Raw genomic sequence first — 24,354 nt, forward strand, 5'->3', positions numbered from 1 at the left:
TCCCCGCGCGGTCAGTCCTCGGGGCGCAGCAGACCGCGCTCGTAGGCCCGGCGCAGGTGCTGCGGGACGAGCCGGCGGACGCCGTCGACGGTGACCGGGACCAGGGCCGGGGCGGCCGCCTTCCACTGGGCGCGGCGGTGCCGGGTGTTGCTGCGGGACATCTTCCGCTTGGGGACGGCCATGGGGGAGTGCTCCTCGGTGACGGGCCTGCGTGGTCACCGAGGACGCTATATGAAAATGGATGCCATTTACAAAACGGTCACTCGTCCAGCCGGAAGCCCACCTTCAGGCCGACCTGCCAGTGGGCGACCTGGCCGTCCTCGATCTGGCCGCGGACCTGGGTGATCTCGAACCAGTCCAGGTTGCGCAGGGTCTCCGAGGCGCGGGCGATGCCGTTGCGGACGGCCTGGTCGACCCCGTCCGGCGAGGTGCCGACGATTTCCGTGACGCGATAGGTGTGGTTCGTCATCCCTCCACGGTGCCGCACGCCGGGCCGGCGCGCGAGACGGCGGGCGATCCGCCGGTGACCCTTGACCTCCGCATTGGTGCATACCAAAATCCAGTCACCCGTACGAGCCACGGGCTCGTCCCCCCATGTCGGGTCTCCCTTCGCCGTGTTCCGGAACAGGACCCCTCGTGAGACGTCGTCGCCTGCTCGCCCTCGTCCCCGCCGCCGCCCTGCTGCTCGGCGGCTGTGGCCTGGTCGGGGACGACTCCTCCGGCGGGCCCACCGTCACCGTGTGGCTGATGAAGGGCAGCGCCTCCGCGGAGTACCTGGACCGCTTCACCGAGGACTTCGCCCGCACCAACCCCGGCATCACCCTGGACCTGCGCATCCAGGAGTGGACCGGCATCGTCGAGAAGGTGCAGTCGGCGCTGGCGGCGGACGGCGCGGACCGGCCCGACGTCATCGAGGTCGGCAACACCCAGGTCCCCACCTACGCCGAGGGCGGCGGGCTGCTCGACCTGACGCTGGAGTCGATGCGGGACTGGGGCATCAAGGACTGGCTGCCCGGCCTGGCCGAACCCGGCGCGTGGCAGTCCCAGCAGTACGGCATCCCCTGGTACGCCGCCAACCGCGTCGTCATCTACCGCAAGGACCTCTTCGAGCAGGCGGGCATCAGCCGGCCGCCACGCACCCAGGACGAGTGGCTCGACGCCACCGAGCGGCTGAACGCGGACGGCCGGCAGGGCATCTACCTGGCCGGACAGGACTGGTACACGCTCTCCGGCTTCATCTGGGAGGAGGGCGGCGAACTGGCCCGGCAGCGCGGCGGCGGCTCCTGGGAGGGCACCCTGGACAGCGCGGCCGCCCTGCGCGGCATGGAGTTCTACCGCCGGCTCCAGGCGCTCGGCGACGGTCCGGTCGACGCCGACGAGGAACACCCGCCGCAGGCCGGCGTGTTCGCCCGGGGCGAGGTGGCGCAGCTCGTGGCGGTGCCGGGACTGGCCCAGGCCATCCTCCAGGAGAACCCCGGGCTCAAGGACGAACTGGGCTTCTTCCCCGTACCGGGCAGGAAGGCGGGCACGCCCGGGGCCGTGTTCACCGGCGGCTCCGACCTGGTCGTGGCGCGCGACACCGGCGACCGGGACGCCGCCGTCGCCGTGGTCGAGGCGCTGACCGGCAAGAAGTGGAACACCGAACTGGCCCGCGCCATGAACTACGTACCGAACAAGAAGTCGCTGGCCGGCGCCGTCGCGGGCGAGGCGGGAGTGGCCGCGATGGCGGCCGGGGCCGCGCACGGGCGGGCCACCCCGACCACGCCCGAGTGGGGCGCGGTCGAGGCGGACAACCCGATCAAGGAGTACATGACGAACGTGCTCACCGGCGCCGACCCGGCCACCGAGGCCCGCCGGGCCGCGGACCGGATCACCGAACTGCTGGACCCCGAGGCGCGGTGAGGTCCGGCGCCGTCAGCGCACGGTGCTCAGCGACAGCGCGAAGCGGCCCTCCGGGTCCGTCCACCAGTGGACCAGGTCCAGGCCCGCCGCCGCCAGTTCGGCGCGTACGCCCTGTTCGCGGAACTTGGCCGACACCTCGGTGCGCAGTTCCTCGCCGGCCGCGAAGTCCACGGCCAGGTCGAGGGCCTGCACCTTCACCGTCTGCGCGGTGCGCGAGCGCAGCCGCATCTCGATCCACTCCCGTTCCGCGTCCCAGCGCGCCACGTGGTCGAAGGCGGCGAGGTCGAAGTCGGCGTCCAGTTCGCGGTTGATCACGGCCAGTACGTTCTTGTCGAACGCGGCCGTCACCCCGGCCGCGTCGTCGTACGCCCGCACCAGCACCGCCTCGTCCTTGACCAGGTCGGTGCCGAGCAGCAGCGTGTCGCCGGGGGCCAGCGCGGCGCGCACCGAGGCGAGGAACGCGGACCGTTCGGCGGGCAGCAGATTGCCGACGGTGCCGCCGAGGAACGCCAGCAGCCGGGGTCCCGGCGTGTCCGGCAGCTCCAGCGCGGCGGTGAAGTCGGCGATCAGCGCGTGCACGTGCAGGCCCGGCCGCTCGGCGGCGATCGCCCGCCCGGCCGCCTCCAGGGCGCTCTCGCTGACGTCGACCGGGACGTAGGCGTCGAGCCCGGTCAGCGCGTCGAGCAGGTACCGGGTCTTCTCGGAGGAGCCGGAGCCCAGCTCGACCAGGGTGCGGGCGCCGGCCGCCGCCGCGATCTCACCGGACCGGGCGGCGAGGATCTCGCGCTCGGCGCGCGTCGGGTAGTACTCGGGCAGTGCGGTGATCTCCTCGAACAGTTCGCTGCCGCGCGCGTCGTAGAACCACTTCGGCGGCAGGGTGCGGGGGCTGCCCGTCAGGCCGGACAGGACGTCGGCGCGCAGGGCGGCGTCGGTGGCGTCCGCGGGCAGGATGCGGGTGATGCGGAACGTGCTCACGTACGGGACTCCTCCGGGATCACGGGCGCGGATTCCTTCAGCGGGGTGAGCCGCACGTCCGTGCGGCTCGCCGCCAGCAGGGTGCGGTCGGGCACCTCCTGCCAGTGCGGGTCGTCGTCGTAGGGTTCGGAGGCCACGACGGTGCCGCCGCCGGGCCGGGCCAGGTACCACAGGGTGTCGCCCCAGGCGGTGGCGGCGATCGTCGCCCCGTCGGTGAGCAGCAGGTTGAGGCGGGCGCCGGGGGCCGCCTCGGCGACCTCCCGGACGGTGTCGGCCAGCGCCCGGGACTGCGGCAGGCCGGCCCGCAGCCGGTGCAGGACCAGCGCCCACACGAACGCCGAGTCGTTGCGGGCCTCGAGCGACAGCAGGTCCTCGGCCGGCAGCGTCGGCACCAGCGGGGCGAGCGAGCCGGGCCAGCCGGGCACCGCCCCGTTGTGGCTGAACAGCCAGCTGCCCGCGGCGAACGGTGCCGCCGCGGCCTCCGCGTCGGCCCCGGACAGGGTGGCGTCCCGGACCGCGCCGAGCAGCGCAGTGCCGCGTACGACGCGGGCCAGGTCGGCGAAGGACCGATCGGCCCAGATCGGCCCGGCCCGCCGGTACCGGGCCGGCACCGGGTCCTCGGCGGCGTACCAGCCGACGCCGAACCCGTCGGCGTTGACCGTCCCGTACCGCTGCCGGCGCGGCGCCCACGACTGGCGGTACAGGGCGTGCGGGGGCTGTACGAGGAGCCCGCCGAGCGGCAGCGCGGGCCCCACGTACGCCAGGTGGCGGCACATCAGCCGGCCGCCGCGGACCGGGCGGTGCGGAACCCGGCGAAGATCTGCCGCCGGACGGGCAGGTCCCAGTTGCGGAACGTGCCCCGGCAGGCCACCGCGTCCACCGCGAACGAACCGCCGCGCAGCACCTTGTGCCCGGGGCCGAAGAACACCTCCGAGTACTCCTTGTACGGGAACGCCCGGAACCCGGGGTACGGCAGGAAGTCGCTCGCCGTCCACTCCCACACGTCACCGATCAACTGACGTACCCCCAGCGGGGACTCGCCCTCCGGGTAGCTGCCGGCCGGGGCCGGGCGCAGGTGGCGCTGGCCGAGGTTGGCGTGCTCGGGGCCCGGGTCGGCGTCGCCCCACGGGTAGCGGGCCGAGCCGCCGGTGGCCGGGTCGTGCCGGGCGGCCTTCTCCCACTCGGCCTCGGTGGGCAGCCGCCGCCCGGCCCAGCGGGCGTAGGCGTCGGCCTCGTACCAGCACACGTGCAGCACCGGCTCGTCGGGCGGCACCACCTCCACCGCCCCGAACCGGCGGCGCAGCCACTGCCCGCCGTCCCGGTGCCAGAACAGCGGGGCGGTCAGGGAAGCGCGGCGGACATGGTCCCAGCCGTCGGCGGTCCACCAGCGCGGGTCGCGGTAGCCGCCGTCGTCGATGAACGCCTGGTACGCCGCGTTGGTGACCGGCGTGGTGTCGATGTGGAACGCGGCCACCTCGCGCCGGTGCGCGGGCCGTTCGTTGTCCAGGGCCCACGGCTCGCTGGAGGTGCCCATCGTGAACGGGCCGCCGGGAACGAGGACTTCGGCGGGCCCGGTGAACAGCGGCACCGGGTCCGGGTCCGGCGCGGTGAGCGCCTGCGGCCCCCGGCGCAGCTGATGGGTGATCAGCATGGTCTCGTCGTGCTGCTGTTCGTGCTGCGCGATCATCCCGAAGGCGAACCCCGCCTCGGTCAGCCGCGTGCCGCGGAACGCGGCCCCCTCCAGCACGTCCAGGGCCCGGCCGCGCACCTCGGCCGCGTACCGGCGGGCCTCCTCCGGCGACAGCAGCGGCAGCCTGGGGCGCTCGGCGCGCGGATGCTCGAAGGCGTCGTAGAGGCTGTCTATCTCGGGCCGTATCGCCTCCTGCCCGGCGACCGCCCGCAGCAGCCACAGCTCCTCCTGGCTGCCGATGTGGGCGAGGTCCCACACCAGCGGCGACATCAGCGGCGAGTGCTGCGCGGTCAGGTCCGGTTCCGCCACACAGCTGGTCAGCAGCGTGGTGCGGTCGCGGGCGGCCAGCAGCGTGGTCAGTGCCCGCTCGCGCAGTGTCTCGGCGTCGTGGGCGGGGTGGGTCATGAGCCAGAGTCCTTCCCGTACTCGTCCAGCAGATCGTCGGCGGGGCACCTGCCCCGCGCGACATAGCGCTCCAGGTACGCCGTGACGGCGGCCGTCACCCGGGCGTCGGCGCCCAGCCGGGGCAGCGCCCCGAGGGCCGCCGCGAAGCACCCGGCGGCCGCCTCGCGCAGCTCCGGGTCGGTGAGGCCGAGCCGGGCCGCGTCCCGCCACAGCGGGTTGTGCGGGGCGGGCCGGCCGCCGGTGCGCTCGGCCAGCCGCTTCACCGCCCGGTAGGCGGTCTCGGATGCCTCCGGGTCGTCGAACAGCGCCGCCGTCACGGCCAGCGGCACGATCCAGCCGTCCTCCCCGCGCTGCGCGTCGATCATGCGCAGCTCCAGATGGCCGCGCGGTCTGACCGGCGGGAACAGCGTGGTGAGGTGGTAGTCGAGGTCCTCCGCGGTGGGCGGCCGGGGCGAGCGGGCGCGGGTCCAGTCCCGGAAGCTGAGCCCGTCCGGGACCTCCCAGGGGCCGGTGTCCCGCCGCACGCACATAACCGGGGCGTCCAGCACGTGCCGGGCCCAGGCGCCGGCCGGGTCGGTGTCCAGCGCGGGACCGCCCGCCCGGCCCGGGCCGATCTCCGTCCAGCACAGCTGCCGGGTGGACCGCCAGCCGGTGGGCCGCCGCCCGGCCAGCGGCGAGTTGGCGAACGCCGCCACCAGCACCGGACCCAGCTGGTGGGCCAGCCACCAGCGCCGCACCTGGCCGAGCGGACCCGGCTCCGCGTGCCCGGCGTCCACGCACACCTGCACGGAGGCCGTGGCCCGCATCATGCGGCGGCCGGCCGGGCCGGCGCGGTCCAGGCACGCCTCCATCGCGTCGTAGCGGGGCTGCCGCAGGAAGCGCTGGGGGAGATGCCACGGTTCGTGGCCGAGGCCGACCAGGGCCAGACCGTCCTCGCGCAGCACCGCGCGGACGGCGGCCAGATCGGCGGAGACGGTGTCGACGACGTCCGTCAGAGAGCCGGCGGGCGGCGAGCTGAGCTCCAGCTGACCGCCGGGCTCGACGGTGAGCGCCGACTTCAGGGGGACGGACCGCAGCGCGGCGTAGACCGCGTCGAGCCGTCCGGTGGTCACGGGGAGCCGCGGGTCGCGCAGCTCGTGGACGAGCCATTCCAGTTCCACCCCGAGCAGCCGGGGCGGTCCGGTCTTGAAGGCGATGCCGCGGACCAGCGCCTCGACCTCGGCCTCACTGACGGCGGTGCGTGGCCTGTGACAGCCACTGACCGATTCTGACATGTCGGGATCCTCCTGAGATTCCACCATGTCGCCGAACTCCGGCCCTCAGCGGCCGGGACGGCACACTCGTCCCACCCAAGACCTTCGAGCGGCAGCGCACAAGAGTGCGAAACTCCGTTGCGCCGCACGACCAGCATCGCTCACGATGCGTTCATGAGCACGACGGGGGAGGCCGCACGGCACGCGGTCACGGCGCCCACGGGGGTGGCGCCGTGAGCGCGCGCCTGCGGGAGATCGCGCAGCGCACGGAACAGATCGTCGCGGCCGGGACGTACCGCGCCCCGGACGGACGCGAGGTGGGGATCGCGGCGGCGGTGGCGGCGGCCCGGTCGGGCACCCGGCTGCACGGACCCGGGCCCGTCCCGGTCCCGGACACCCCGCCGGTCCGGACGTCCGTCGAGGTCACCGGCGAGGGCAGCCTGGCGGCCGCGCGCCGCCTCGGCGGTGACGTGGCGGTCCTCAACTTCGCCTCGGCCCGCAATCCGGGCGGCGGCTACCTCAACGGCGCCCAGGCTCAGGAAGAGGCCCTGTGCCGGGGCTCCGCGCTCTACACCTGCCTGCTGCGGGCCCCCGCCTTCTACGACCACCACCGCGCCCACCGCGACCCGTTCTACACCGACCGGGTGATCCACTCGCCCGCCGTCCCGGTCTTCCGGGACGACCGCGGCCGGCTGCTGGACGAGCCGTTCACCGCCGCCTTCCTCACCGCCGCCGCGCCCAACGCGGGCGTGGTGCTGCGCACGGCGCCGGAGCGCGCCGCCGACCTGCCGCACGCCCTGGCCGTGCGCGCCGAACGGGTCCTGGAGACGGCCGCGCACCACGGCCACCGCCGGCTCGTCCTCGGCGCCTGGGGCTGCGGTGTCTTCCGCAACGACCCGGCCGAGGTCGCGGGCGCCTTCCGGGCGCTGCTCGGGCCCGGTGGCCGGTTCGCGGCCACGTTCACGCACGTGGTTTTCGGCGTCCTGGACCGCACCGAGGGCGGCACGGTCCGCGCCGCTTTCGAGCGGGCGTTCGACGGGGTTCAGTTCCAGCCGTAGCGCTCCCGCAGCCGGTGCCGTACGAGGTTGAACCGCATCCGGTCCAGCGCGCACGCCTCCCGGCGCATGCCCGCCTCGTGCAGCCGCAGCACCCGGTCGGTGTCCACCCACGAGTCCCGGCCCGAACGGTCCCACGGGCCGCTGCCGATCGGCACCCAGTCCCGGTCGGCGTCGTGCCGCTTGCTGGACAGCTGCACGGCCAGCACGGTTCCGGCCGTCTCCCGTGCCACCACCAGCACCGGGCGGTCCTTGCCCCGGCCGTCGTTCTCCTCGTAGGGCACCCAGGTCCACACGATCTCGCCCGGGTCCGGGTCGCCGTCGTGGGCGGGGGAGTACTCGGTGCGCACCCGGCCCACCGAGCGGGCGTCGGCCTCGGTGGTGGCGTGCGGGCCGGGCCGGCCGGGGGAGTGCCCGGCGGTCCCGGCGGTCTCGTCGGGATCATGAGTGAAGGCAGTCACGGCCGTACGGTACGGGACGGGTCGCGGGCCGGCGGAGCTGGGGCATCGGGCGGCCGACGGTGTCGCCGGGTGGCGGCCCGCCGCCCGAGCGGACAGCATGCACCCAGACCCCTGGAACGGCGGGAAAGACAGACCACCATGAGCACCCGGAACGCGACCGGCCCGCCGCCCGCCTGCCCGGCACCGGCGACGGCTCCGTCTCGAACGAGGTGATGGCCAAGGGCGTCACCGCGGCCGAAGTGGCAGGCTGATCTCCCCACCCGTCACCGTCCGCAGGAGGAAGCCGACCTCATGACCGATCAGCTCACCGTGGCCGTCCTGGGCACCGGCATCATGGGCGCCGCGATGGCCCGCAACCTGGCCCGCGCCGGACACACCGTCCGCGCCTGGAACCGCACCCGCGCCAAGGCCGAACCGCTCGCCGCCGACGGCGCGCACATCGCCGGCACCCCCGAGGAGGCGGTCCGGGGCGCGGACGTCGTCCTGACCATGCTCTACGACGGCCCCGCCGCCCTCGACGTCATGCGCGAGGCCGCGCCCGGGCTGCGTCCCGGCGTCGCCTGGGCGCAGTCGACCACCGCGGGCGTCGAGGCCGTCGGCGACCTGGCCGGCTTCGCCCGCGAGCACGGCCTGGTCTTCTTCGACGCGCCCGTGCTGGGCACCCGCCAGCCCGCCGAGGCCGGCCAGTTGCTGGTGCTGGCCGCCGGACCGGCCGACGCCCGGGCCGCGGTGACGCCCGTGTTCGACGCGGTCGGCAACCGCACCGTGTGGACCGGCGAGGACGGCGCCGCCGGCAGCGCCACCCGGCTCAAGCTGGTCGCCAACAGCTGGGTGATCGCCGCCACCAACGCGGCGGGCGAGGTGCTCGCGCTGGCCGGGGCGCTCGGCGTCGACCCCGACCACTTCTTCGACGCCATCGCCGGCGGCGGGCTCGACATGGGCTATCTGCGGGCCAAGGCCGCGCTGATCCGCGAGGGCAGGCTGACCCCGGCGCAGTTCGCCGTGACCACCGCCGCCAAGGACGCCCGGCTGATCGTCGAGGCCGGTGAACTGGGCGGCGTCCGGCTGGACGTGGCCGCCGCGGGCGCCGAGCGGCTGGCCCGGGCCGCCGCGCAGGGCCACGGCGACGAGGACATGGCCGCCGCGTACTACGCCAGCTTCGCCAAGTAGCCTCCAAGTACAAGTAAGCCACCGGGCGCAAGTAGCCACCGGGCCCAAGCAGCTGTCAAGAGCCGTAAACACCCGAGGAGTTCGCATGTCCAAGCCACCGCTGCCCGCCGACGCCGTCGAACTGCTGCGCCGCGCCAACCCCTGCGTCATGGCCACCCTCCGCTCCGACGGCGCCCCCGTCTCCACCCCGACCTGGTACGTCTGGGAGGACGACGGCAAGGTCCTGATCAGCCTCGACGAGGGCCGGGTCCGGCTGAAGCACCTGCGCCGCGACCCGCGGGTCACCCTCAGCGTCCTGGACGGCGAGGACTGGTACACCCATGTCACCCTGATCGGTCGGGTGGTGGAGTTCCGCGCCGACGAGGGCCTGGCGGACATCGACCGCATCTCCACGCACTACACCGGCAACGCCTACCCGGACCGGGTCCGGCCCCGGGTCAGCGCCCTGATCGAGGTGGAGCGCTGGCACGGCTGGGGCGCCCACCGGGACAGCGACCAGGCGGCCACCTGAACCCTCCGGTGACCGGGGCGAGTCGGGGCCGCCCCGGGGGAACCGCGGTGAACTCCGGTGGACGATTGGCGGACGGGCAGGGCGACACGGGTGGGGAGGCAGGGGTAGGCCGTTCGAGTGGCGGTAGTGTGATCAGCGCTCGAACAACTCTCCCCTCCACGATGGAGAAGCCCGATGACCGTGCCGACCAGTGGCAGACCCGCGGGGGGCCGGGCCACCGTGGCAGCCCTCCTCTGCGTGCTCGCCCTGCTGCCCGTCCCGGGATACGCCGCCCCGAACGATCCCGGTCCGCAGGACGGCACGTCGATCGAGGACATCCGCGCCGAACTGGACGGACTGTACCGCGAGGCGGAACAGGCCACCGAGGCGTACAACGCGGCCGACGTGAAGGCCGGCCGGCAGGAGAAGCGGCTGACGTCGCTGCGCGGGGACCTGGCGCGCACCGAGGACCGGGTGAACGACCTGCACGACCTCGCGGGCGCGGCCGCCCGCACCCAGTACCGGGGCGGCGATCTCGCCGCCACCGGTCTCCAGTTGCTGCTCGGGGACCATCCCGACCAGGCCCTGAACGAGGCCTCCCAGGCCCGCCAGGCCATGCGGAACCTGGTCAACGTCGCCGATGCCCAGCAGACGGCCCGCGCGGAGCTGAGCCGGCGGACCGACGCCGCCGCGAAGGAACTGCGGAAGCTGGAGAGCAGCCGGGCGGACAAGGCCGAGGCGAAGAAGAAGATCGAGGGGAAGATCACCGAGGCCGAGGGGATCGAAGCCGGCCTGGAGGCGGCACAGACCCGCGCGCTGGCCCGGCTGGAGAAGCAGGACGCCAAGAAGGCCGAGGCCAGTTGGACGGGCTCCGGCACAACGTCCGGCGCAGGCGGCGGCAACTCGGCCGACAACGGCTCGGGGGGCGGCGGGACACCGGCCGTCGGAGCGGCCGCGAGCGCCGTCGACTTCGCGATGGCGCAGATCGGCAAACCGTACGTGTGGGGCGCCACCGGCCCTTCCTCGTACGACTGCTCGGGGCTCACCTCCGCCGCGTGGGCGGCGGCCGGACACCCCATACCCCGTACCTCGCAGGCGCAGTGGCAGGGACTGACCCGGGTCACCCTGGCGTCCGCGCAGCCCGGAGACCTGATCATCTACTACAGCGACGCCACCCACGTGGGCATGTACATCGGAGGCGGCCAGATGGTCCACGCCCCCCGGCCCGGGCGCACGGTCACGACCGCGCCAGTGGCCTCCATGCCCGTCCTCGGTGTCGTGCGTCCCGGAGTCTGAGTCCCATGTCCCACTCGCTGACGCCCCGCGACGACAGCAACCTGCCCGCGCTCCCCGCACAGCCGCTGATCCGGCTCGACGCCTACGTGGCCGAGGACGGATCGACGGTGGTCAACGGCCATCTGCTGGAGATGAGCGGCACCCGGCCGGCCAACGAGGCACTGCTCGACGCCGTCGCCATGTTCGCCCGTACCATCGGCGCCCCGGTGGCCGCCACCGTCATCGACCGTCCCGCCCAGCAGGTGGCCCGGCTGCGGGTGTACCCCGACGGCTCCAGCCTGACCATCGCCGAAGAGGACGACCTGCCGCCCGGGCCCGAGCGCACCGCTGCCGAGGAGGCGGCGTTCCCGCCGCTCTCCCGCGTCGAGCGGATCATCCAGCACGCCCGGCGCGGGGAGCTGCACGCCGCGTTCGTGCTGGCCGGCGCGTTGCGGGAGCACCTGACGCTGCGCCGGGGAGCGGATGACCAGCTCGCCATGGAGGCCCGGGCGATCGAGGCGTACATCGCGTTCCAGCGCGCCGACTACATGGTCGCCACCACCCTCGCGCTGACCGTCGCGCGGATCCGCTGCCGCACCGACCTGGAGCGGGCGGCGCCCGACGTGGCCCGCGCCACCGCCGCCTGGCAGCGGCTGATGGACGAGGGGCAGGGGGCCGTCCGCGGCCAGGAACTGCTGCACATGTGGGACCGGCTGTCCGAGGCGGGCCTGCTGCGCGAACCGGCCCAGCTGGCCGTGGTCGAGTCGGTCCGGAACCGGCTCAGGCGCGGCAGCGGACCCGTCCCGGCGCCCCCGGCCGCACCGCCGGCGGTGACCGCGGGCCCATCGCCGGCGGCCCCCGAGGACAAGCCCCTCAAGCCGGCCCGACGGGGACTGCGACGGTTCACCCGACGGCCCGGTTCCCCCGCCGGCTCCTAGCACCGAGGAGGGGCGCCGGGGCACGCCGGGGCCGCTCGCCCGCCGGGCGGCCGCGCCGCGGTCACCGCGTCAGCAGCTCGCGCAGCGCCGCCGCGACCTGAGCCGGTGCCTCCTCCGCCATGAAGTGCCCGCAGTCCACGGTGACATGGCGCAGCTCCGCGGCCCAGGCCCGCCACAGCGCGGCGGCGTCGTAGCCGAGGGCCGCGCCCCAGTCCTGCTGGAGCACGGTGACCGGCATCCGCAGCCGGTTGCCCTGCTCCCGGTCGGCCCGGTCGTGGTCGACGTCGACGCCGGCCGAGGCCCGGTAGTCGGCCACGATGGACGGCACCGCCGCCCGGGACGCCTTCAGATAGGCGGCCCGTACGCCGGCGGGCAGGGCGTCCGGGTCGCGGGCCCACAGGTCGAGGAAGTGGCCGAAGAACGCGTCCGGCGTCGCGGCGATCAGCCGCTCCGGCAGACCGGGCGGCTGGGCCATCAGGTACAGGTGGAAGGCGACGGCGGCCGTGGCGCCGTGCAGTACGTCCCACATGTCCAGGGTCGGCAGCACGTCCAGCGCCGCCAGGTGCGTCACCGCCGCCGGATGGTCGAGCCCGGCCCGGACCGCCACCAGCGCCCCCCGGTCGTGCCCGGCGAGCGCGAACCGCTCGTGCCCCAGCGTCCGGGCGAGGGCGACCACGTCGGCGGCCATCGTCCGCTTGGCGTACGCGGTGCCGTCCGGGTCGGCCGGCTTGTCGCTGTCGCCGTAGCCGCGCAGGTCGGGGCAGATCACGGTGTGCTCGGCGGCCAGGTCGGCGGCGACGTGCCGCCACATCAGGTGGGTCTGCGGGAAGCCGTGCAGCAGGACGACGGGGCTGCCGGAGCCGCCGACGGCGACGTGCAGCGCCACCCCCTCGGCGACGGGAACCCGGTCGTAGGAGAAGCCGGGAATGGTCGGGTTCATGCTGATTCGTTCCTCTCGGCGGTGCTGTGTGCCCATGAGCCTGCCGGGCGTGAATCAGCAACCGATCAGCGCGCGTACCGTGGGGGCCGGGCAACACGGCGGAACAGGGCGGATCATGGAAGCGGTCACCTTCGGCGTGCTCGGGCCGGTCACGGCCGAGCGCGCCGGCCAGGCACTCGCCCTGAAGGGGCCCCGGCACCGCGCCGTGCTGGCCCGCCTGGTGCTGGCCCGGCGGCGGATGGTGCCGGTGGACCGGCTGGTCGCGGACCTGTGGGAGGTACCGCCCGCGCGGGCCGTGGGCGCGGTGCGCACCTTCGTCGGCGATCTGCGCCGCGCCCTGGAACCGGACCGCCCACGCCGCGCCCCGGCCCGGCTGCTGGTCACCGAGGGCCCCGGATACGCGCTGCGCGCCGCGCCGGACGCGGTGGACGCCTGGCGGTTCGAGGCGGCCGTCGCGGCGGCCGGCCGGCTGCCCGCGGGGCAGGCACCGGACCGGCTCGCGGCGGCGCTGGGCCAGTGGCGGGGACCGGCGTACGCCGAGTTCGCCGAGGCACCGTGGGCGCGCGGCGAGCGGCTCCGGCTGACCGAACTGCGGCTGCGCGCCGTCGAACGCCGGGCGGAACTCTTGCTGGAGTCGGGCCGGGCGGCGGAGGCGGTCCCCGACCTCGACGCCCACCTGGACGGCCACCCCTGGCGCGAGGAGGCCTGGCGGCTGCTCGCGCTCGCCCTGTACCGCACCGGCCGGCAGGCGGACGCCCTCGCGGTACTGCGCCGGGCCCGCGCGCTGCTCGCCGACGAACTGGGCATCGATCCGGGACCCCGGCTGCGCCGCCTGGAGGCCGGTGTCCTCGCCCAGGACCCGGTCCTGGACCCGCCCGCCGAACCGGCCGAGGCGGCGGCCCGGCTGTGGACCCGCGCCACCGAGGCGTACGACCGCGCGGTCGCCGCCGGATCGGCCGCCCGCCTGGAAACCACCGTCGGCCTGCTGCGCACCCTCGCGGTCACCGGCGGCGGCGGTCTGGAGGTGGCCCGGCAGCAGCGCCCGGCCGCCGTGGCCGCCGCCGAGGAGACCGGCGACGCGGAGCTGACCGCCCGGGTGATCGGCGCCTACGACGTCCCCGCCAACTGGACCCGCAGCGACGACCCCGAGGCCGCCCGCCGCATCGTGGCGGCCGCCGAACGCACCCTCGCCGCCCTCCCGGACACCCCGGCGGCCGACCCCGCCCGGGCCCGGCTGCTCGCCACCGTCGCCCTGGAGAGCCGCGGCGTACGGTCCCCGCGCGGCCCGGAGGCGGCCCGGCGGGCCGAGGAGATCGCCCGCCGCCTGGCCGACCCCGCGCTGCTCGCGTTCGCCCTCAACGGCACCTACATGCAGTCCTGCGCCACCGCCGGCGGGTCCCCGCGCCGCGCCGCGATCGGCGCCGAGCTCGTCGAGCTCGCCGCCCGGCACGGTCTGGCCACCTACGAGATCCTCGGCCATCTGATCCGCCTCCAGGCCCGGAGCGCGGCGGCCGACTTCACGGGCGCGGACCGGCACGCCGCCGCCGCGGACGCCCTGGCCGCCCGGCACGAACGGCCCCTGGTGGCCGTCTTCACCACCTGGTACCGCGCCCTGCGCCGGGCCGCCACCGGTGCCCCGTACGACCGGGCCGAGGCCGGCTACCGGGCCGCCGCCGCCCGCCTGGAGGACGCCGGCATGCCGGGCCTGGAACGCGGCCTGCTGCCGCTCGCCCTGCTCGGTCTGCGGCTGTCCCGGGGCCTGCCGCCCGAGGTGGACCGACGGGCGGACTGGGGCCCGTACCGCCCCTGGGCCGAGCCCTTCGCGCTGCTGGCCGAGGGCGGCCGGGACGCGGCCCGCGCAGCCCTGCACCGGCTGCCCGAACCCCCGCCCGACCTGCTCTACGAGGCCCTGTGCTGCGCCGAGGCGGCGCTGGCCCGCGCGCTCGGCGACCGGCCGGCGCTGCGCCGTGCCCAGGACCGGCTGCTGCCCGCGTCCGGCGAACTCGCGGGCGCGGGCAGCGGGGTGCTCACCTTCGGGCCGGTCGACGACTGGCTGGCCGCAGCGGTCAGCCCGTGACCTGCTCCGCCGGCCGGGCGGAGGCCAGCGGGACCGGCTCGAACATGGCCGGTTCCTCGTCCGGGAAGAGCGCGGTCGGGCCGTAGACCCAGTCGGTGAAGGCGTAGCCGTACGGGTCCACCTCCCGCAGCACCGCGTTGCGCCGCAGCCGCCGCTCGCCGTCCAGGTGCCACAGCTCGCCCCAGGCGCGGGCGGTGCGCTGCACCCGGCGGCAGTGCTCGACCCGGACCGCCTGGTACGCGGCCAGCACCGCGTCCCAGTCCGGGCCGCCCGCACCGGGCAGCCGGGCGGCGTGCTTCGCCAGCACCCAGCCGTCCTCGATCGCCATCACCGCGCCCTGCGCCATGTACTGGAGCGGGGGATGGGCGGCGTCGCCGAGCAGGGCGATCCGGCCGTGCACCCACGTCTCGACCGGGTCCCGGTCCAGCATCTGCCACCAGCGGTCCCGCCACATCAGCGGAATCCCCTTGCGCACCGGGTCGCAGGTCGCCTCGAACGCGGCGTCCAGCTCGTCCAGCTCGTCCGGCGTGCCCCAGTCGTCCCGGCCGGCCAGCGCCGCCGGCGAGCGGAAGACCGCGACCTGGTTGAACATGTCGCCGCCGCGCAGCGCGTACTGCACGAAGTGGCAGTGCGGGCCGACGTAGACGGTGACGTCCTGCTCCGCGACGCCGTTGGCGCGCACCGCGTCGATCGGGACGGCCGCCCGGTAGGCGACGTAGTCGGAGCTGACCACGTCGTCGCCGACCAGATCGCGCCGGGCCACCGAGCGCAGCCCGTCGGCGGCGATCACCAGCGGCGCCCGCTCGGCCGACCCGTCCGCGAGGCGGACCAGGGCACCGCCCGCCGTCTGCTCGTACCCGGTGACCGTGCGGTCGGTCAGCAGCTCCACGCCGGCCGCGCGGCAGGCCCGCAGGAAGAGTCCGTGCAGGTCGCTGCGGTGGATGACCATGTACGGGAAGCCGTAGTGCCGCTCCAGGTCCGCGAGGTCGAGGCGGGTCAGCTCGCGGGCGTCGAGCGCGTCCCGCATCACCATGTTCGCGGGGAGCACACCGAGGCTCTTGGCCTCGTCCAGCAGGCCGTACTCGTGCAGGATGCGGGTGCAGTTGGGGGCGATCTGGATGCCGGCGCCGACCTCGCCGAACTCCTTGGCGCGCTCCAGGACGCGTACCCGCAGGCCCTCCCGGGTCAGGGCGAACGCGGTGCTGAGACCACCGATGCCGCCACCGACGACGATCACGTCGGGGGTGTCTGAGGTGGGGGGCTGTGCAGGGTTCATCGTCTCTTCCTTGAGTCGGCCGGCGGAGGGCGGCGGGGGCGGGCGGGGGCGGGCGGGGTGAGCGGGGGCTAGAGCCAGGGGCCGAGCCGCGGAACCGGGCCGCCGTGCCGGGTGGTCGGGGTGGCGGGCCGGCCGGTCAGGTACGCGGTCAGCTCGTGCAGCGGGCCGGTGACCTCGGCCGGAGCGCCGGTGCCGGGCAGCTCCCAGCGGGCGTCGGCGTCCGTCGGGACCAGCCGCACGGCCGGTCCGGTCCGGGCGGCGGCGCGCTTGGCCACCACGTCGTCGCAGAGCGCGCTGAGGAAACCGGCCGGCAGGTCGGCGAAGGTGACGCCCCGGCCCAGGTCCACCGCGTGCACGCACACCTCGCGGGCGCGCATCCAGGGCAGTTCGGTGGCCGGCACGGTCCGGCCCTGGGCGGTGACGACCTCGGCCCGCCACTGCTCCGCGCCGAGCGCGGCCGTCGCCGTCTCCAGCTCCGCCGCCGAGCCGCGCAGCCACCCGGTCAGCTCGGCGGCGGGCAGCGCCGCGCCCTTCGCGATCCCCTCGGCGCGCTCCTCGGCGGAGGCGTACATCGGGGTCTGCTCGCCGGTGGCGGCCCAGTGCACCAGGTTGCCGAGCGCGTCCGCGTTGGCCGCGACGTGCGCGACCACGTGCTTGCGGCTCCAGCCGGGCAGCACACTGGGCGCGTCCAGCACCGCGTCACCGGCGTCGGCCGCCCCGGTCAGCAGGGCGGTACCGAGCCGCACCCAGTCGCGCGCCTCCTCGAACGTGCGGGTCATCAGACGGACTTCTCCTTGACGACCTTGTTCTCCAGGCGGCCGATGCCCGCGATCTCGGTCACGACGGTCTCGCCGCCGAGCAGGTAGCGCTCCGGCCGGCGGGCGTGGCCGACGCCGCCGGGGGTGCCGGTGGCGATGATGTCGCCGGGGTTCAGCCGCACCACCGTGGAGACGTACTCCACCAGGGCCACCGGGTCGAACAGCAGGTCGCCGGTGGAGTCGGACTGCATGACCTCGCCGTCCACCGTCAGCGTCACGTCGAGCGCGGGGCGGACACCGCCGGGCAGCTCGTCCGGGGTGACCAGGTAGGGGCCGACCGGCGTGGAGGAGTCCCACATCTTGCCCTGGAGCCACTCCCGGGTGCGGAACTGCCAGTCGCGGCAGGTGATGTCGTTGAGCACCGTGAAGCCCGCGATCGCCCGCTCGGCCTCGGCGCCCTTCGCGCGGCGCACCGGCGCGCCGACGACCACGGCCAGCTCGACCTCCCAGTCGAACTTCTCGGTCTCCTCGGGCCGCGCGATGTCGTCGTGCGCGCCGATCAGCGAGTCGGCGAACTTCGCGAACAGGGTGGGGTGCTCAGGCAGGTCCCGGCCCATCTCCTGGATGTGGTTGCGGTAGTTGAGGCCGACGCACACCACCTTGGAGGGCCGCGGCACGACCGGCGCGAAGTCCGCGCCCCGCACCGGGTACGTGGCCCCGGTCGCGGCGGCGGCCCGCCCGGCCCAGCCCGGCTCGGCCAGCAGGGCGCCGAGGTCGGCGGCGCCGAGATCGACCAGGACGTCGCCGTCCAGCCGCACGGCACGGGTGGCGCCGTCGGCGCGGAGGGTCGCGAGCTTCATCGGGTGGTTCCTTCCACATGGGTACGGTCGAGACGCAGCGCCTCGAAGATCGGGGAGTCGCTGAACCGGAACAGGTCCAGCGCACCGGAGTCGGAGTCGGCGGCGCCCGCCTCGGAGCGCACCGAGAACGGCTGCCAGGACGGCACCACGAACAGGTCGCCGCGCGTCACCGACCAGGACCGGTCACCGACGGTGACCGTGCCGGCCCCGTCGAAGACCTGGTAGACGGACGAACCCGTCTCCCTGACCGGCGCGGTCTCGGTGCCGCGGGTCACCCGGTGCATCTCGGCGCGGATGGTCGGCAGCACGTCGCCGCCGGTCGCCGGGTCGCTGAACCGGACGGCGGCGTGACCGGGCTCGACGGCGCCCGCGAAGCCCTCGGCCGCCAGCGCGAGCTGGTCGGCCAGCGCCCGGTCGGTGTGCTCCCAGCGGTAGGCCAGCAGCGGGGAGCCGGGACCGGTGGAGCCGGGCGCGGCGGAGACCGGCCGCAGCCCCGGGTGGCCCCACAGCCGCTCGGCCCGCGACCGCTGCGGAGTGATCCGTTCCGCGTCGCTGATCCGGTCCCGGCCGAACTCGAAGAACTGCGCCTCGGAGGTGTACTGGAACGGGATGTCCAGACCGTCGATCCAGGCCATCGGCTCGGCGGTGGCGTTGTGGTGGGCGTGCATGTTCCAGCCCGCCTGCGGCAGGAAGTCGCCGCGCCGCATGGCCACCGGGTCCCGGCCGACCACCGTCCACACGCCCTCGCCCTCGACGACGAACCGGAACGCGTGCTGGGTGTGCCGGTGCTCGGGCGCGTCCTCGCCCGGCATCAGGTACTGGATCGCCGCCCACAGTGTCGGCGTGGCGAACGGCCGCCCGCCCAGCGACGGGTTGGCCAGCGCGATGGCGCGCCGCTCGCCGCCCCGGCCGACCGGCACGATGCGCCCGGCCCGGTCGGCCAGTTCGCGCAGCCGCTGCCAGCGCCACACGTGCGGTACGGCGCGCGAGCGCGGGTGGGCGGGCATCAGGTCGCCGATCTCGGTCCACAGCGGGACGAGCAGCTCCTTCTCGAAGCCCCGGTACAGCTCTTCGAGCGCCGGGGTGACCTCGGGCTGGTCCGGCGCCGCGACGGCCCGGAGCCGGACGGGGGAGCCCGCGACAGTGTCTGAAGCAGTGGAGGAAGTCACGCGCTCAGCGTCCTCCCGGGTCCGCAGGGCGGACGTGTAAATTCTGTGTTGCAGAATCGGTTGCAGAATCGGGAACAGCCGGGGAGAGGCCCGTGGACAAACCGCTGAAGACACCGCCGCCGTACGCGATCGCCAGCGTCGACCACGCGCTGCGGGCCGCGACCGTGCTCCAGCTGGAGGGCGGGCTGACCGTCTCGCAGCTCGCCGACCGCCTCGGCGTCGCCCGCTCCACCGCGCACCGGCTGCTGGCGATGCTGGTCTACCGGGACTTCGCCGTCCAGGACGACCAGCGCGTCTACCACGCGGGCCCGGTGCTGGAACTGGCCGCGCACTCCCGCTCCCAGGTCTCCCGGCTGCGTGCCGCCGCCCTGCCCCCGCTGCACCGGCTCGTCGACCTGCTGGACGAGACCGCCAACCTGACCATCCGCACCCGCGACACCGCCCGCTTCATCGCCAGCGTCGAGTGCGCCCGGGCGCTGCGGGTCGGCTCCCGCGAGGGCATGGTCTTCCCGGCCCACCGCACCACGGCCGGCCTGCTCCTGCTCGCCGAACTGGACCCGGCGGAACTGGACGACGTGTACGCCCCCGAGCGCTACCGCGACCGGCCCGACGACCGGCCCGACCTGGACCGGCTCCGCCCCGAGCTGGCCCGGGCCCGGCGCAGCGGCTTCGCCGTCAACCGGGAGCGGTCGGAGCGGGGCCTGGTCGCGGTGGGCGTGCCGGTCCGCGACCCGGGCGGCGGCGCCGTGGCGGGCCTGTCGGTGTCGATGCCGCGCGTCCGCTACGAGCCGCGCCGGCTGCGGTCCCTGGTCGCCGCCCTGGAGGCGGCGGCCCGCGCCCTGGAGGCGGACCTGGCCGCCGACCGCTGATCCGGGGCCGCCGCCGGGCGCCCCGGCCGACCGGTTCGACCGGCGCCCGTCACCACCCCCACCCCGCAGGACACCAACGCCCGGACGGCCGGGCTGACGCGCCGGTACGCCGTGTGCCGCGTCCCGGTCGCCACCCGCGGCGGCGACCCGGCCGGCGTCGGCGGGGCGCCGGGTCAGACCTCCCCGGCCTGACCGATCCGCAGCCGCGCCCCCTGCCGCAGCAGCTCCTGCTGGACCAGCCGGTACGGCAGCCCGCGCGGCCCGTGCCGGTGCCGGACGGTCAGCGCGGCGCACACCCCGGCCGCCTGGCCGGTGGCCATCGCGATCGGCATCACCCGGTACGAGGAGTGCGCCACATGCGTACCGGAGATGCAGCGCCCGGCGACCAGCAGCCGGTCGGTGCCGCGCGGCAGCAGACAGCGCAGCGGAATGTCGTAGAAGCTGCCGGCGGGCACCCGCTTCAGGACCGTGCCGGTGCCGCGCGGGTTGTGGATGTCGACCGGGTACGCGCCGTGCGCGATCACGTCCGGGAAGGGGCGCGCGGCCAGGATGTCGTGTCCGGTGAGCTGGTAGTCGCCGAGCACCCGGCGGGTCTCGCGGACGCCGACGTGGGTGCCGCTCTGCACCACGTACGCCGCCTCGAACCCGGGGACCCGGGTGCGCAGGAACCGGTCGATCTGGGCGAGCTGCCGGCGCGCGGTGTGCTCGGCCCGGGTCAGGTCCCACACGCTGGTGCCGAGCACCCGGGTGACCCGGGTGCAGTTGACGCTCAGCTCGTTCGGGTGCGGGGTGGCGAAGAACAGGATGTCCTCGCGCGGCAGCCGCAGGTCCCCGTCGGCCCGCGCCTGCTCCACCAGGTCCCACAGCCCGTACACGCCGCGCCACTGGTCGGGGTGGTCGCGCACGTACGCCGCGAAGTCCGGCCGGGAGAAGTCCGCCACCCGGAACATCAGCGTCATCGGCTGGGTCAGCCCGTCCTCCGGCCGGCCGATCTCGTACGGCGCCCCGCAGGCCGCCGCCACGTCCCCGTCCCCGGTGCCGTCCACCACCACCCCGGCGTCCAGCACCACCGGCCCCGACTTGGTCTCGAACACCACCCGCCAGCCGTCGTCCAGCCCGATCGCGGTCGACGCGAAGGCGTGGAACAGCATCCGCACGCCCGACTCGTCCATCATCTCCAGCAGGGTCAGTTTGAACAGCTCGGGGTCGAAGGGGACGGTGTACCCGGTCTTCGTGGACGGCCGCAGACAGCCGCCGCGTTCCATCAGCCGCTCCAGCAGCCGCCACAGCACGCCCGCGACCACCGGCTCGCCCTCGCCGTGATCGGTGGGCAGCAGCCGGGAGGCGTCCCCGGCCTCGGTGAACGCCGCCTGCTTGTGTTCGTTGTGGAACGACATCAGCGGCATCACCAGCGCCGCCGTCGCGTTGCCGCCGAGGAACCCGTACCGCTCCACCAGCACCACGTCGGCCCCGGCGTCGGCGGCGGCCAGCGCGGCGGCGAACCCGGCCGGGCCGCCGCCCACCACCAGCACGTCGCAGCGGCCCCCGTGCCGGGCGTCCCGCGGCGGCAGGGTCACCGTGCGCGGCTCACCGGGTTCTCGCAGGACCGGCATCACACCTCCAGGGGCCGTGCCTCGGCCGCGTCCGCCACCCGCGCGCCCTCCACCGCGGCCAGCAGCGAACCGCAGCGCACACAGGTCTCCCGGGCCGCCGCCGTCAGCTCCGCCATCCGGGCCCGCAGGTCCTCCTCGCGCCGCGGGTACTCGTCCCACAGCCGGTCCACCTCGGCCAGCAGCAGCCCGGCCTGCTCCCGGGCCACCCCCACCAGCGCGGGCGCGCCGAGCCGGCGCGCGAAGTCGAACACCTTGCCCGAGTAGGGCAGCGGCAGCACCGGTACGCCGGTCAGCGCCGCGAAGATCACGAAGTGCAGCCGCATGCCGACCGCCAGGTCCAGGTGGCGCATCAGCCCGAGCACCTGCCCCGGGCTGTAGTCACCGTGCAGGATGCGGCCCTTGTCCGGCGCGGTCATGTGGGACAGCACCGCGTGCGCGTGCCGTACGTCGTGCCGCTCCATCGGCAGGAACACCACGTGCGCGTCCAGCCGCCGCACCAGGAAGTCCGCGACGGTGGCGAGCAGCGCGTGGTAGTCGCTCTCGTCCAGCGCCTCGGCCGCCCGGCCCGGCTCCCGCACCGACATCCCCACCAGCCGGGCGCCGATGGGCACGCCCTCGTCGCGCATCATGGCGTGGGTGAAGGGCTCCGGGCGCAGCAGCAGCGCCGGGTCGGCGGTCACGGTGACCTCGCGTTCCAGCCCGACCTCCTCCAGGACCAGCCGGGACTCCTCGTCCCGCACCACCACGTCGTCCATGTCGGCCAGCACCGTGCGCACCATCTCCCGGTCCTCGGCCTCCCGCAGCGGCCCGGCGCCGACGGCGTAGGCGAAGGTCGGCACGTCCCGGTCCTGGGCGGCGCGCACCAGCCGCAGATAGCGCCGGGCCTCGCCGTCGAAGAGGAGGCCGCCGCCGCCCAGCACCAGCAGGTCCAGGCCGGGCAGCACGTCGATCACGTGGTTGCGCCGGACACCCTCCCAGTCGACCACCTCGTCGGCCTCGTGGTGGTGGGTGCGGGTGTGCTCGGCGTTCCGGCTGAAGACGACCAGGTGGGCGTCCGGCCGGTGGGCCCGCAGACAGCCGAGGACGCAGGTCAGGATCGCCTCGTCACCGGTGTTGAAACCGCCGTAGGAGCCGAGCACGCCGATGCGCGGACCGGACCGGGCGGAGGGCGGATGCGAAGCTGCGATGGTCATCCGGGTGCTCCCGTCACGTCGGGTCGGCCGGACCGCCGGCCAGGGTCGTGCTCAGGCGGGCGGTGCCTGCGCAGGGACCCGGGTTGCCTGCGGCGCCCACCCGGAAACCCCTCATCGGCCGCGAGCCGCACGACGTGTCGGCAGGGAGGCAGGGGAGGCCGGGGAGGGCCGGGACCGGCTGCCGCGGACCGTCGAGCGCCGCTCGGCGTCGGCCGGCCGCGCCGTCCCGGCCCGCGCGCCGCCCGCGGCGACTAGTCGACCAGCGCCTGGGTGCCCAGCACGGCGACCAGGGCCAGCCGCTCGGCGTCCGCGGTGCCCGGCTCGGCGGAGTACACCATGACCCGCAGGTCGGCGCCCGCCACGGCGAGTACGTCGCAGTCCAGGTCCAGCGGGCCCACCGCCGGGTGCTCGATGGTCTTGCGGGCCACCTCGTGCCGGCCGACGATCCCCGACTCCCACAGCTCGGCGAACCGCTCGCTGTGCGCGCGCAGGTCCTCGACGAGCTGCCGCAGCCGCCGGTCGGCCGGATACCGGCTGACCGTGTCGCGCAGATCGGCGGCGAGCGCCTCCTCGAACGCCCGCCGCCGCGGCGGGTCCTGCCGGGCCCGGCCGCGCGGGCCGACGAAGTTGCGCCACACGCTGTTGCGCTCGTGGCCGCGCCACCCGGAGGGGTCGCCCATCAGCGCCGTGTACGGCTGGTTGGCCAGCAGCAGCGTCCACGCCGCGTCGAACACGGCGACCGGGGTGCCGGCCAGCCGGTCGAGCAGTCGGTGCACGCTCGGCGGGATGTACGACGGCACGGTGTCCGGGCCCGGCGGCACCAGTCCGGCCTGCCGGTACAGATAGGCCCGCTCCTGGAGCGGCAGCCGCAGCGCCCGGGCCAGCGCCTCGACGATCCCCGGCGACGGGTTGGACGCCCGGCCCTGTTCCAGCCGCGTGACGTAGTCGACCGAGATGCCGGCCAGCAGGGCCAGTTCCTCCCGGCGTAGTCCGGCCGCGCGCCGCGGACCGCGGGCCGGCAGCCCGGCCGACTCGGGGGAGACGCGATCGCGCCACCGGCGTACGGTCCGTCCGAACTCGGTCGTCGTCATGGTTGCCAGTGAACACCGTCCGGCGCCCGCGTACCTGGTACCGCTGGTCCCAGGACACGGCGCCCGGGACACAGGCCCAGGAGGCGGCGCGGCCGGGCCGGGCGGATGGTGGTCTGGTGCCGGGGCGCGGTGCTCAGGGCGCGGTTCGCAGGAGGCGGCGCAGCCAGGCCGGGCGGGTCGTGCGGGCGGCGTGGGAGAGGGCCGCGTTCGGGACGAGGGCGTCGAAGCCGTGGCAGCCGCCGGGCCACACGTGCAGTTCGGCGGCCCCGCCGGCCTGCCACAGGCGGCCCGCGTAGGCGACCGTCTCGTCCCGGAAGGTCTCCGCCGAACCGACGTCCAGGAAGGCCGGCGGCAGCCCCGACAGGTCCCGGGCCCGGGCGGGCGCCGCGTACGGGGACACGTCCGGGCCGCCCCGCGCCGCGCCCAGCAGCGCGGTCCAGGCGGTCTCGTTGGCCGAGCGGTCCCAGGTGCCGAGGCCCGCCATCTGCCGGGCGGAGGGCGAGTCGCCCCGGTCGTCGAGCATCGGCGACATCAGCAGCTGGCCGGCCGGCCGCGGCCCGCCGCGGTCCCGGGCGAGCAGGGCCAGCGCGGCGCACAGCCCGCCGCCCGCGCTCGCGCCGACCAGCACGATCCGCTCCGGATCGGCGCCCAGCTCCGCCGCCTGCCCGGCGGTCCAGCGCAGCCCGGCGTACGCGTCCCGCACCGGGGCCGGGTGCGGATGCTCCGGCGCCAGCCGGTACTCCACCGAGACCACCACCGCGCCCAGCTCCGCCGCCCAGCTCAGGGGTTCCGCCAGGCCGGCCCGGTTGGTGCCGAGGACCATGCCGCCGCCGTGCACGTGGTAGAGGACCGGCCGCGGCGCCGCGGCCGGTCCGGCCGGGCGGCAGACCAGCA

At 75.5% G+C, this 24,354-nt stretch carries 24 protein-coding genes; 8 read left to right on the top strand and 16 right to left on the bottom strand.

What is annotated here, in order from left to right:
• Nucleotides 1-11 precede the first annotated feature (11 nt).
• Nucleotides 12-182: a 50S ribosomal protein L32 gene (rpmF, locus tag AB0G32_RS34085; RefSeq protein WP_361172474.1), complete on the bottom strand. Its 171-nt coding sequence runs from the start codon at nt 180-182 to the stop codon at nt 12-14.
• Nucleotides 183-259: 77 nt separating this feature from the next.
• Nucleotides 260-469, bottom strand: coding sequence for a dodecin (locus AB0G32_RS34090; protein WP_361172477.1), 210 nt, complete (start codon nt 467-469; stop codon nt 260-262).
• A 167-nt stretch (nt 470-636) separates the two neighbouring features.
• Between AB0G32_RS34090 and AB0G32_RS34095 the strand changes: the two genes are divergently transcribed.
• Nucleotides 637-1,902: an extracellular solute-binding protein gene (locus AB0G32_RS34095; RefSeq protein WP_361172480.1), complete on the top strand. Its 1,266-nt coding sequence runs from the start codon at nt 637-639 to the stop codon at nt 1,900-1,902.
• Between the two features lie 12 nt (nt 1,903-1,914).
• Here AB0G32_RS34095 and egtD read toward each other — a convergent pair whose 3' ends face one another.
• The 4 genes from egtD to egtA are packed head-to-tail and all read right to left on the bottom strand — an operon-like array spanning nt 1,915 to nt 6,246.
• Complete coding sequence (gene egtD, locus AB0G32_RS34100) at nt 1,915-2,877, bottom strand: L-histidine N(alpha)-methyltransferase (protein ID WP_361172482.1); 963 nt, start codon at nt 2,875-2,877, stop codon at nt 1,915-1,917.
• A complete protein-coding gene (gene egtC, locus AB0G32_RS34105; RefSeq protein WP_361172485.1) occupies nt 2,874-3,653 on the bottom strand; it encodes an ergothioneine biosynthesis protein EgtC in 780 nt (259 codons plus the stop codon). The genes egtD and egtC overlap by 4 nt, the downstream gene beginning before the upstream one ends.
• Nucleotides 3,653-4,972: an ergothioneine biosynthesis protein EgtB gene (gene egtB / locus AB0G32_RS34110; RefSeq protein WP_361172488.1), complete on the bottom strand. Its 1,320-nt coding sequence runs from the start codon at nt 4,970-4,972 to the stop codon at nt 3,653-3,655. The genes egtC and egtB overlap by 1 nt, the downstream gene beginning before the upstream one ends.
• Nucleotides 4,969-6,246, bottom strand: a complete 1,278-nt coding sequence (egtA, locus tag AB0G32_RS34115) for an ergothioneine biosynthesis glutamate--cysteine ligase EgtA (RefSeq protein WP_361172491.1) — start codon at nt 6,244-6,246, stop codon at nt 4,969-4,971. Before egtA ends, egtB begins: the two co-directional genes overlap by 4 nt.
• Nucleotides 6,247-6,458: 212 nt before the next feature.
• Between egtA and AB0G32_RS34120 the strand changes: the two genes are divergently transcribed.
• Nucleotides 6,459-7,283 carry a TIGR02452 family protein gene (locus AB0G32_RS34120; RefSeq protein WP_361172494.1) on the top strand — a complete coding sequence of 275 codons (825 nt, stop codon included), beginning with the start codon at nt 6,459-6,461 and terminating at the stop codon, nt 7,281-7,283.
• Here the strand turns inward: AB0G32_RS34120 and AB0G32_RS34125 are convergent.
• The gene (locus AB0G32_RS34125; protein ID WP_361172497.1) at nt 7,268-7,741 is read right to left on the bottom strand and encodes a type II toxin-antitoxin system PemK/MazF family toxin; all 474 of its coding nucleotides are present in this window, start codon (nt 7,739-7,741) and stop codon (nt 7,268-7,270) included. The two genes, AB0G32_RS34120 and AB0G32_RS34125, sit on opposite strands and share 16 nt — an antisense overlap.
• A gap of 291 nt (nt 7,742-8,032) precedes the next feature.
• On the opposite strand from AB0G32_RS34125, the gene AB0G32_RS34130 reads away from it, so the two are divergent.
• The 4 genes from AB0G32_RS34130 (at nt 8,033) to AB0G32_RS34145 (ending at nt 11,614) form a co-directional block, all read left to right on the top strand.
• Nucleotides 8,033-8,911, top strand: coding sequence for an NAD(P)-dependent oxidoreductase (locus tag AB0G32_RS34130; protein WP_361172500.1), 879 nt, complete (start codon nt 8,033-8,035; stop codon nt 8,909-8,911).
• Nucleotides 8,912-8,996: 85 nt separating this feature from the next.
• Nucleotides 8,997-9,422, top strand: coding sequence for a PPOX class F420-dependent oxidoreductase (locus tag AB0G32_RS34135; RefSeq protein WP_361172503.1), 426 nt, complete (start codon nt 8,997-8,999; stop codon nt 9,420-9,422).
• Between the two features lie 174 nt (nt 9,423-9,596).
• Nucleotides 9,597-10,697 (top strand): NlpC/P60 family protein, encoded by a 1,101-nt coding sequence (locus AB0G32_RS34140; protein ID WP_361172506.1) that lies wholly within the window; start codon nt 9,597-9,599, stop codon nt 10,695-10,697.
• Between the two features lie 5 nt (nt 10,698-10,702).
• Entirely contained in the window at nt 10,703-11,614 is a 912-nt protein-coding gene (locus tag AB0G32_RS34145) for a hypothetical protein (protein ID WP_361172509.1), read from the top strand.
• Nucleotides 11,615-11,675: 61 nt separating this feature from the next.
• Here AB0G32_RS34145 and AB0G32_RS34150 read toward each other — a convergent pair whose 3' ends face one another.
• The gene (locus AB0G32_RS34150) at nt 11,676-12,554 is read right to left on the bottom strand and encodes an alpha/beta hydrolase (protein WP_361172512.1); all 879 of its coding nucleotides are present in this window, start codon (nt 12,552-12,554) and stop codon (nt 11,676-11,678) included.
• A gap of 115 nt (nt 12,555-12,669) precedes the next feature.
• On the opposite strand from AB0G32_RS34150, the gene AB0G32_RS34155 reads away from it, so the two are divergent.
• A complete protein-coding gene (locus tag AB0G32_RS34155) occupies nt 12,670-14,631 on the top strand; it encodes a BTAD domain-containing putative transcriptional regulator (RefSeq protein WP_361172515.1) in 1,962 nt (653 codons plus the stop codon).
• Here AB0G32_RS34155 and AB0G32_RS34160 read toward each other — a convergent pair.
• From AB0G32_RS34160 to AB0G32_RS34175, 4 genes are all read right to left on the bottom strand, one after another.
• Nucleotides 14,621-15,907, bottom strand: coding sequence for an FAD-dependent oxidoreductase (locus AB0G32_RS34160; protein ID WP_361172518.1), 1,287 nt, complete (start codon nt 15,905-15,907; stop codon nt 14,621-14,623). The two genes, AB0G32_RS34155 and AB0G32_RS34160, sit on opposite strands and share 11 nt — an antisense overlap.
• Nucleotides 15,908-15,975: 68 nt before the next feature.
• Nucleotides 15,976-16,686, bottom strand: coding sequence for a maleylpyruvate isomerase family mycothiol-dependent enzyme (locus tag AB0G32_RS34165; RefSeq protein ID WP_361172521.1), 711 nt, complete (start codon nt 16,684-16,686; stop codon nt 15,976-15,978).
• Nucleotides 16,686-17,525, bottom strand: coding sequence for a fumarylacetoacetate hydrolase family protein (locus AB0G32_RS34170; RefSeq protein WP_361172524.1), 840 nt, complete (start codon nt 17,523-17,525; stop codon nt 16,686-16,688). Before AB0G32_RS34170 ends, AB0G32_RS34165 begins: the two co-directional genes overlap by 1 nt.
• Nucleotides 17,522-18,694 carry a cupin domain-containing protein gene (locus tag AB0G32_RS34175; protein WP_361172527.1) on the bottom strand — a complete coding sequence of 391 codons (1,173 nt, stop codon included), beginning with the start codon at nt 18,692-18,694 and terminating at the stop codon, nt 17,522-17,524. Before AB0G32_RS34175 ends, AB0G32_RS34170 begins: the two co-directional genes overlap by 4 nt.
• 92 nt (nt 18,695-18,786) lie before the next feature.
• On the opposite strand from AB0G32_RS34175, the gene AB0G32_RS34180 reads away from it, so the two are divergent.
• A complete protein-coding gene (locus AB0G32_RS34180) occupies nt 18,787-19,563 on the top strand; it encodes an IclR family transcriptional regulator (protein WP_361172529.1) in 777 nt (258 codons plus the stop codon).
• A 173-nt stretch (nt 19,564-19,736) separates the two neighbouring features.
• On the opposite strand, the gene AB0G32_RS34185 is transcribed toward AB0G32_RS34180, so the two are convergent.
• The 4 genes from AB0G32_RS34185 to AB0G32_RS34200 form a co-directional block, all read right to left on the bottom strand.
• Complete coding sequence (locus AB0G32_RS34185; protein WP_361172532.1) at nt 19,737-21,176, bottom strand: FAD-dependent oxidoreductase; 1,440 nt, start codon at nt 21,174-21,176, stop codon at nt 19,737-19,739.
• Nucleotides 21,176-22,369, bottom strand: coding sequence for a polysaccharide pyruvyl transferase family protein (locus AB0G32_RS34190; protein WP_361172535.1), 1,194 nt, complete (start codon nt 22,367-22,369; stop codon nt 21,176-21,178). The genes AB0G32_RS34185 and AB0G32_RS34190 overlap by 1 nt, the downstream gene beginning before the upstream one ends.
• Nucleotides 22,370-22,620: 251 nt before the next feature.
• Complete coding sequence (locus tag AB0G32_RS34195; RefSeq protein WP_361172538.1) at nt 22,621-23,460, bottom strand: helix-turn-helix transcriptional regulator; 840 nt, start codon at nt 23,458-23,460, stop codon at nt 22,621-22,623.
• Between the two features lie 133 nt (nt 23,461-23,593).
• The coding region (locus AB0G32_RS34200) for an alpha/beta hydrolase (protein ID WP_361172541.1) at nt 23,594-24,354 on the bottom strand (761 nt) is incomplete at its 5' end.

The sequence above is a fragment of the Streptomyces sp. NPDC023723 genome (genome assembly GCF_040639815.1).
In the GTDB taxonomy this organism is placed as follows: Bacteria; Actinomycetota; Actinomycetes; order Streptomycetales; family Streptomycetaceae; genus Streptomyces.

What these genes read in the sequence shown, in the direction of transcription:
- rpmF (WP_361172474.1), bottom strand. Translation starts at nt 182, where the DNA reads ATGGCCGTCCCCAAGCGGAAGATGTCCCGCAGCAACACCCGGCACCGC.
- AB0G32_RS34090 (WP_361172477.1), bottom strand. Translation starts at nt 469, where the DNA reads ATGACGAACCACACCTATCGCGTCACGGAAATCGTCGGCACCTCGCCG.
- egtC (WP_361172485.1), bottom strand. Translation starts at nt 3,653, where the DNA reads ATGTGCCGCCACCTGGCGTACGTGGGGCCCGCGCTGCCGCTCGGCGGG.
- egtB (WP_361172488.1), bottom strand. Translation starts at nt 4,972, where the DNA reads ATGACCCACCCCGCCCACGACGCCGAGACACTGCGCGAGCGGGCACTG.
- egtA (WP_361172491.1), bottom strand. Translation starts at nt 6,246, where the DNA reads ATGTCAGAATCGGTCAGTGGCTGTCACAGGCCACGCACCGCCGTCAGT.
- AB0G32_RS34130 (WP_361172500.1), top strand. Translation starts at nt 8,033, where the DNA reads ATGACCGATCAGCTCACCGTGGCCGTCCTGGGCACCGGCATCATGGGC.
- AB0G32_RS34135 (WP_361172503.1), top strand. Translation starts at nt 8,997, where the DNA reads ATGTCCAAGCCACCGCTGCCCGCCGACGCCGTCGAACTGCTGCGCCGC.
- AB0G32_RS34140 (WP_361172506.1), top strand. Translation starts at nt 9,597, where the DNA reads ATGACCGTGCCGACCAGTGGCAGACCCGCGGGGGGCCGGGCCACCGTG.
- AB0G32_RS34145 (WP_361172509.1), top strand. Translation starts at nt 10,703, where the DNA reads ATGTCCCACTCGCTGACGCCCCGCGACGACAGCAACCTGCCCGCGCTC.
- AB0G32_RS34150 (WP_361172512.1), bottom strand. Translation starts at nt 12,554, where the DNA reads ATGAACCCGACCATTCCCGGCTTCTCCTACGACCGGGTTCCCGTCGCC.
- AB0G32_RS34155 (WP_361172515.1), top strand. Translation starts at nt 12,670, where the DNA reads ATGGAAGCGGTCACCTTCGGCGTGCTCGGGCCGGTCACGGCCGAGCGC.
- AB0G32_RS34160 (WP_361172518.1), bottom strand. Translation starts at nt 15,907, where the DNA reads ATGAACCCTGCACAGCCCCCCACCTCAGACACCCCCGACGTGATCGTC.
- AB0G32_RS34165 (WP_361172521.1), bottom strand. Translation starts at nt 16,686, where the DNA reads ATGACCCGCACGTTCGAGGAGGCGCGCGACTGGGTGCGGCTCGGTACC.
- AB0G32_RS34170 (WP_361172524.1), bottom strand. Translation starts at nt 17,525, where the DNA reads ATGAAGCTCGCGACCCTCCGCGCCGACGGCGCCACCCGTGCCGTGCGG.
- AB0G32_RS34185 (WP_361172532.1), bottom strand. Translation starts at nt 21,176, where the DNA reads ATGCCGGTCCTGCGAGAACCCGGTGAGCCGCGCACGGTGACCCTGCCG.
- AB0G32_RS34190 (WP_361172535.1), bottom strand. Translation starts at nt 22,369, where the DNA reads ATGACCATCGCAGCTTCGCATCCGCCCTCCGCCCGGTCCGGTCCGCGC.
- AB0G32_RS34195 (WP_361172538.1), bottom strand. Translation starts at nt 23,460, where the DNA reads ATGACGACGACCGAGTTCGGACGGACCGTACGCCGGTGGCGCGATCGC.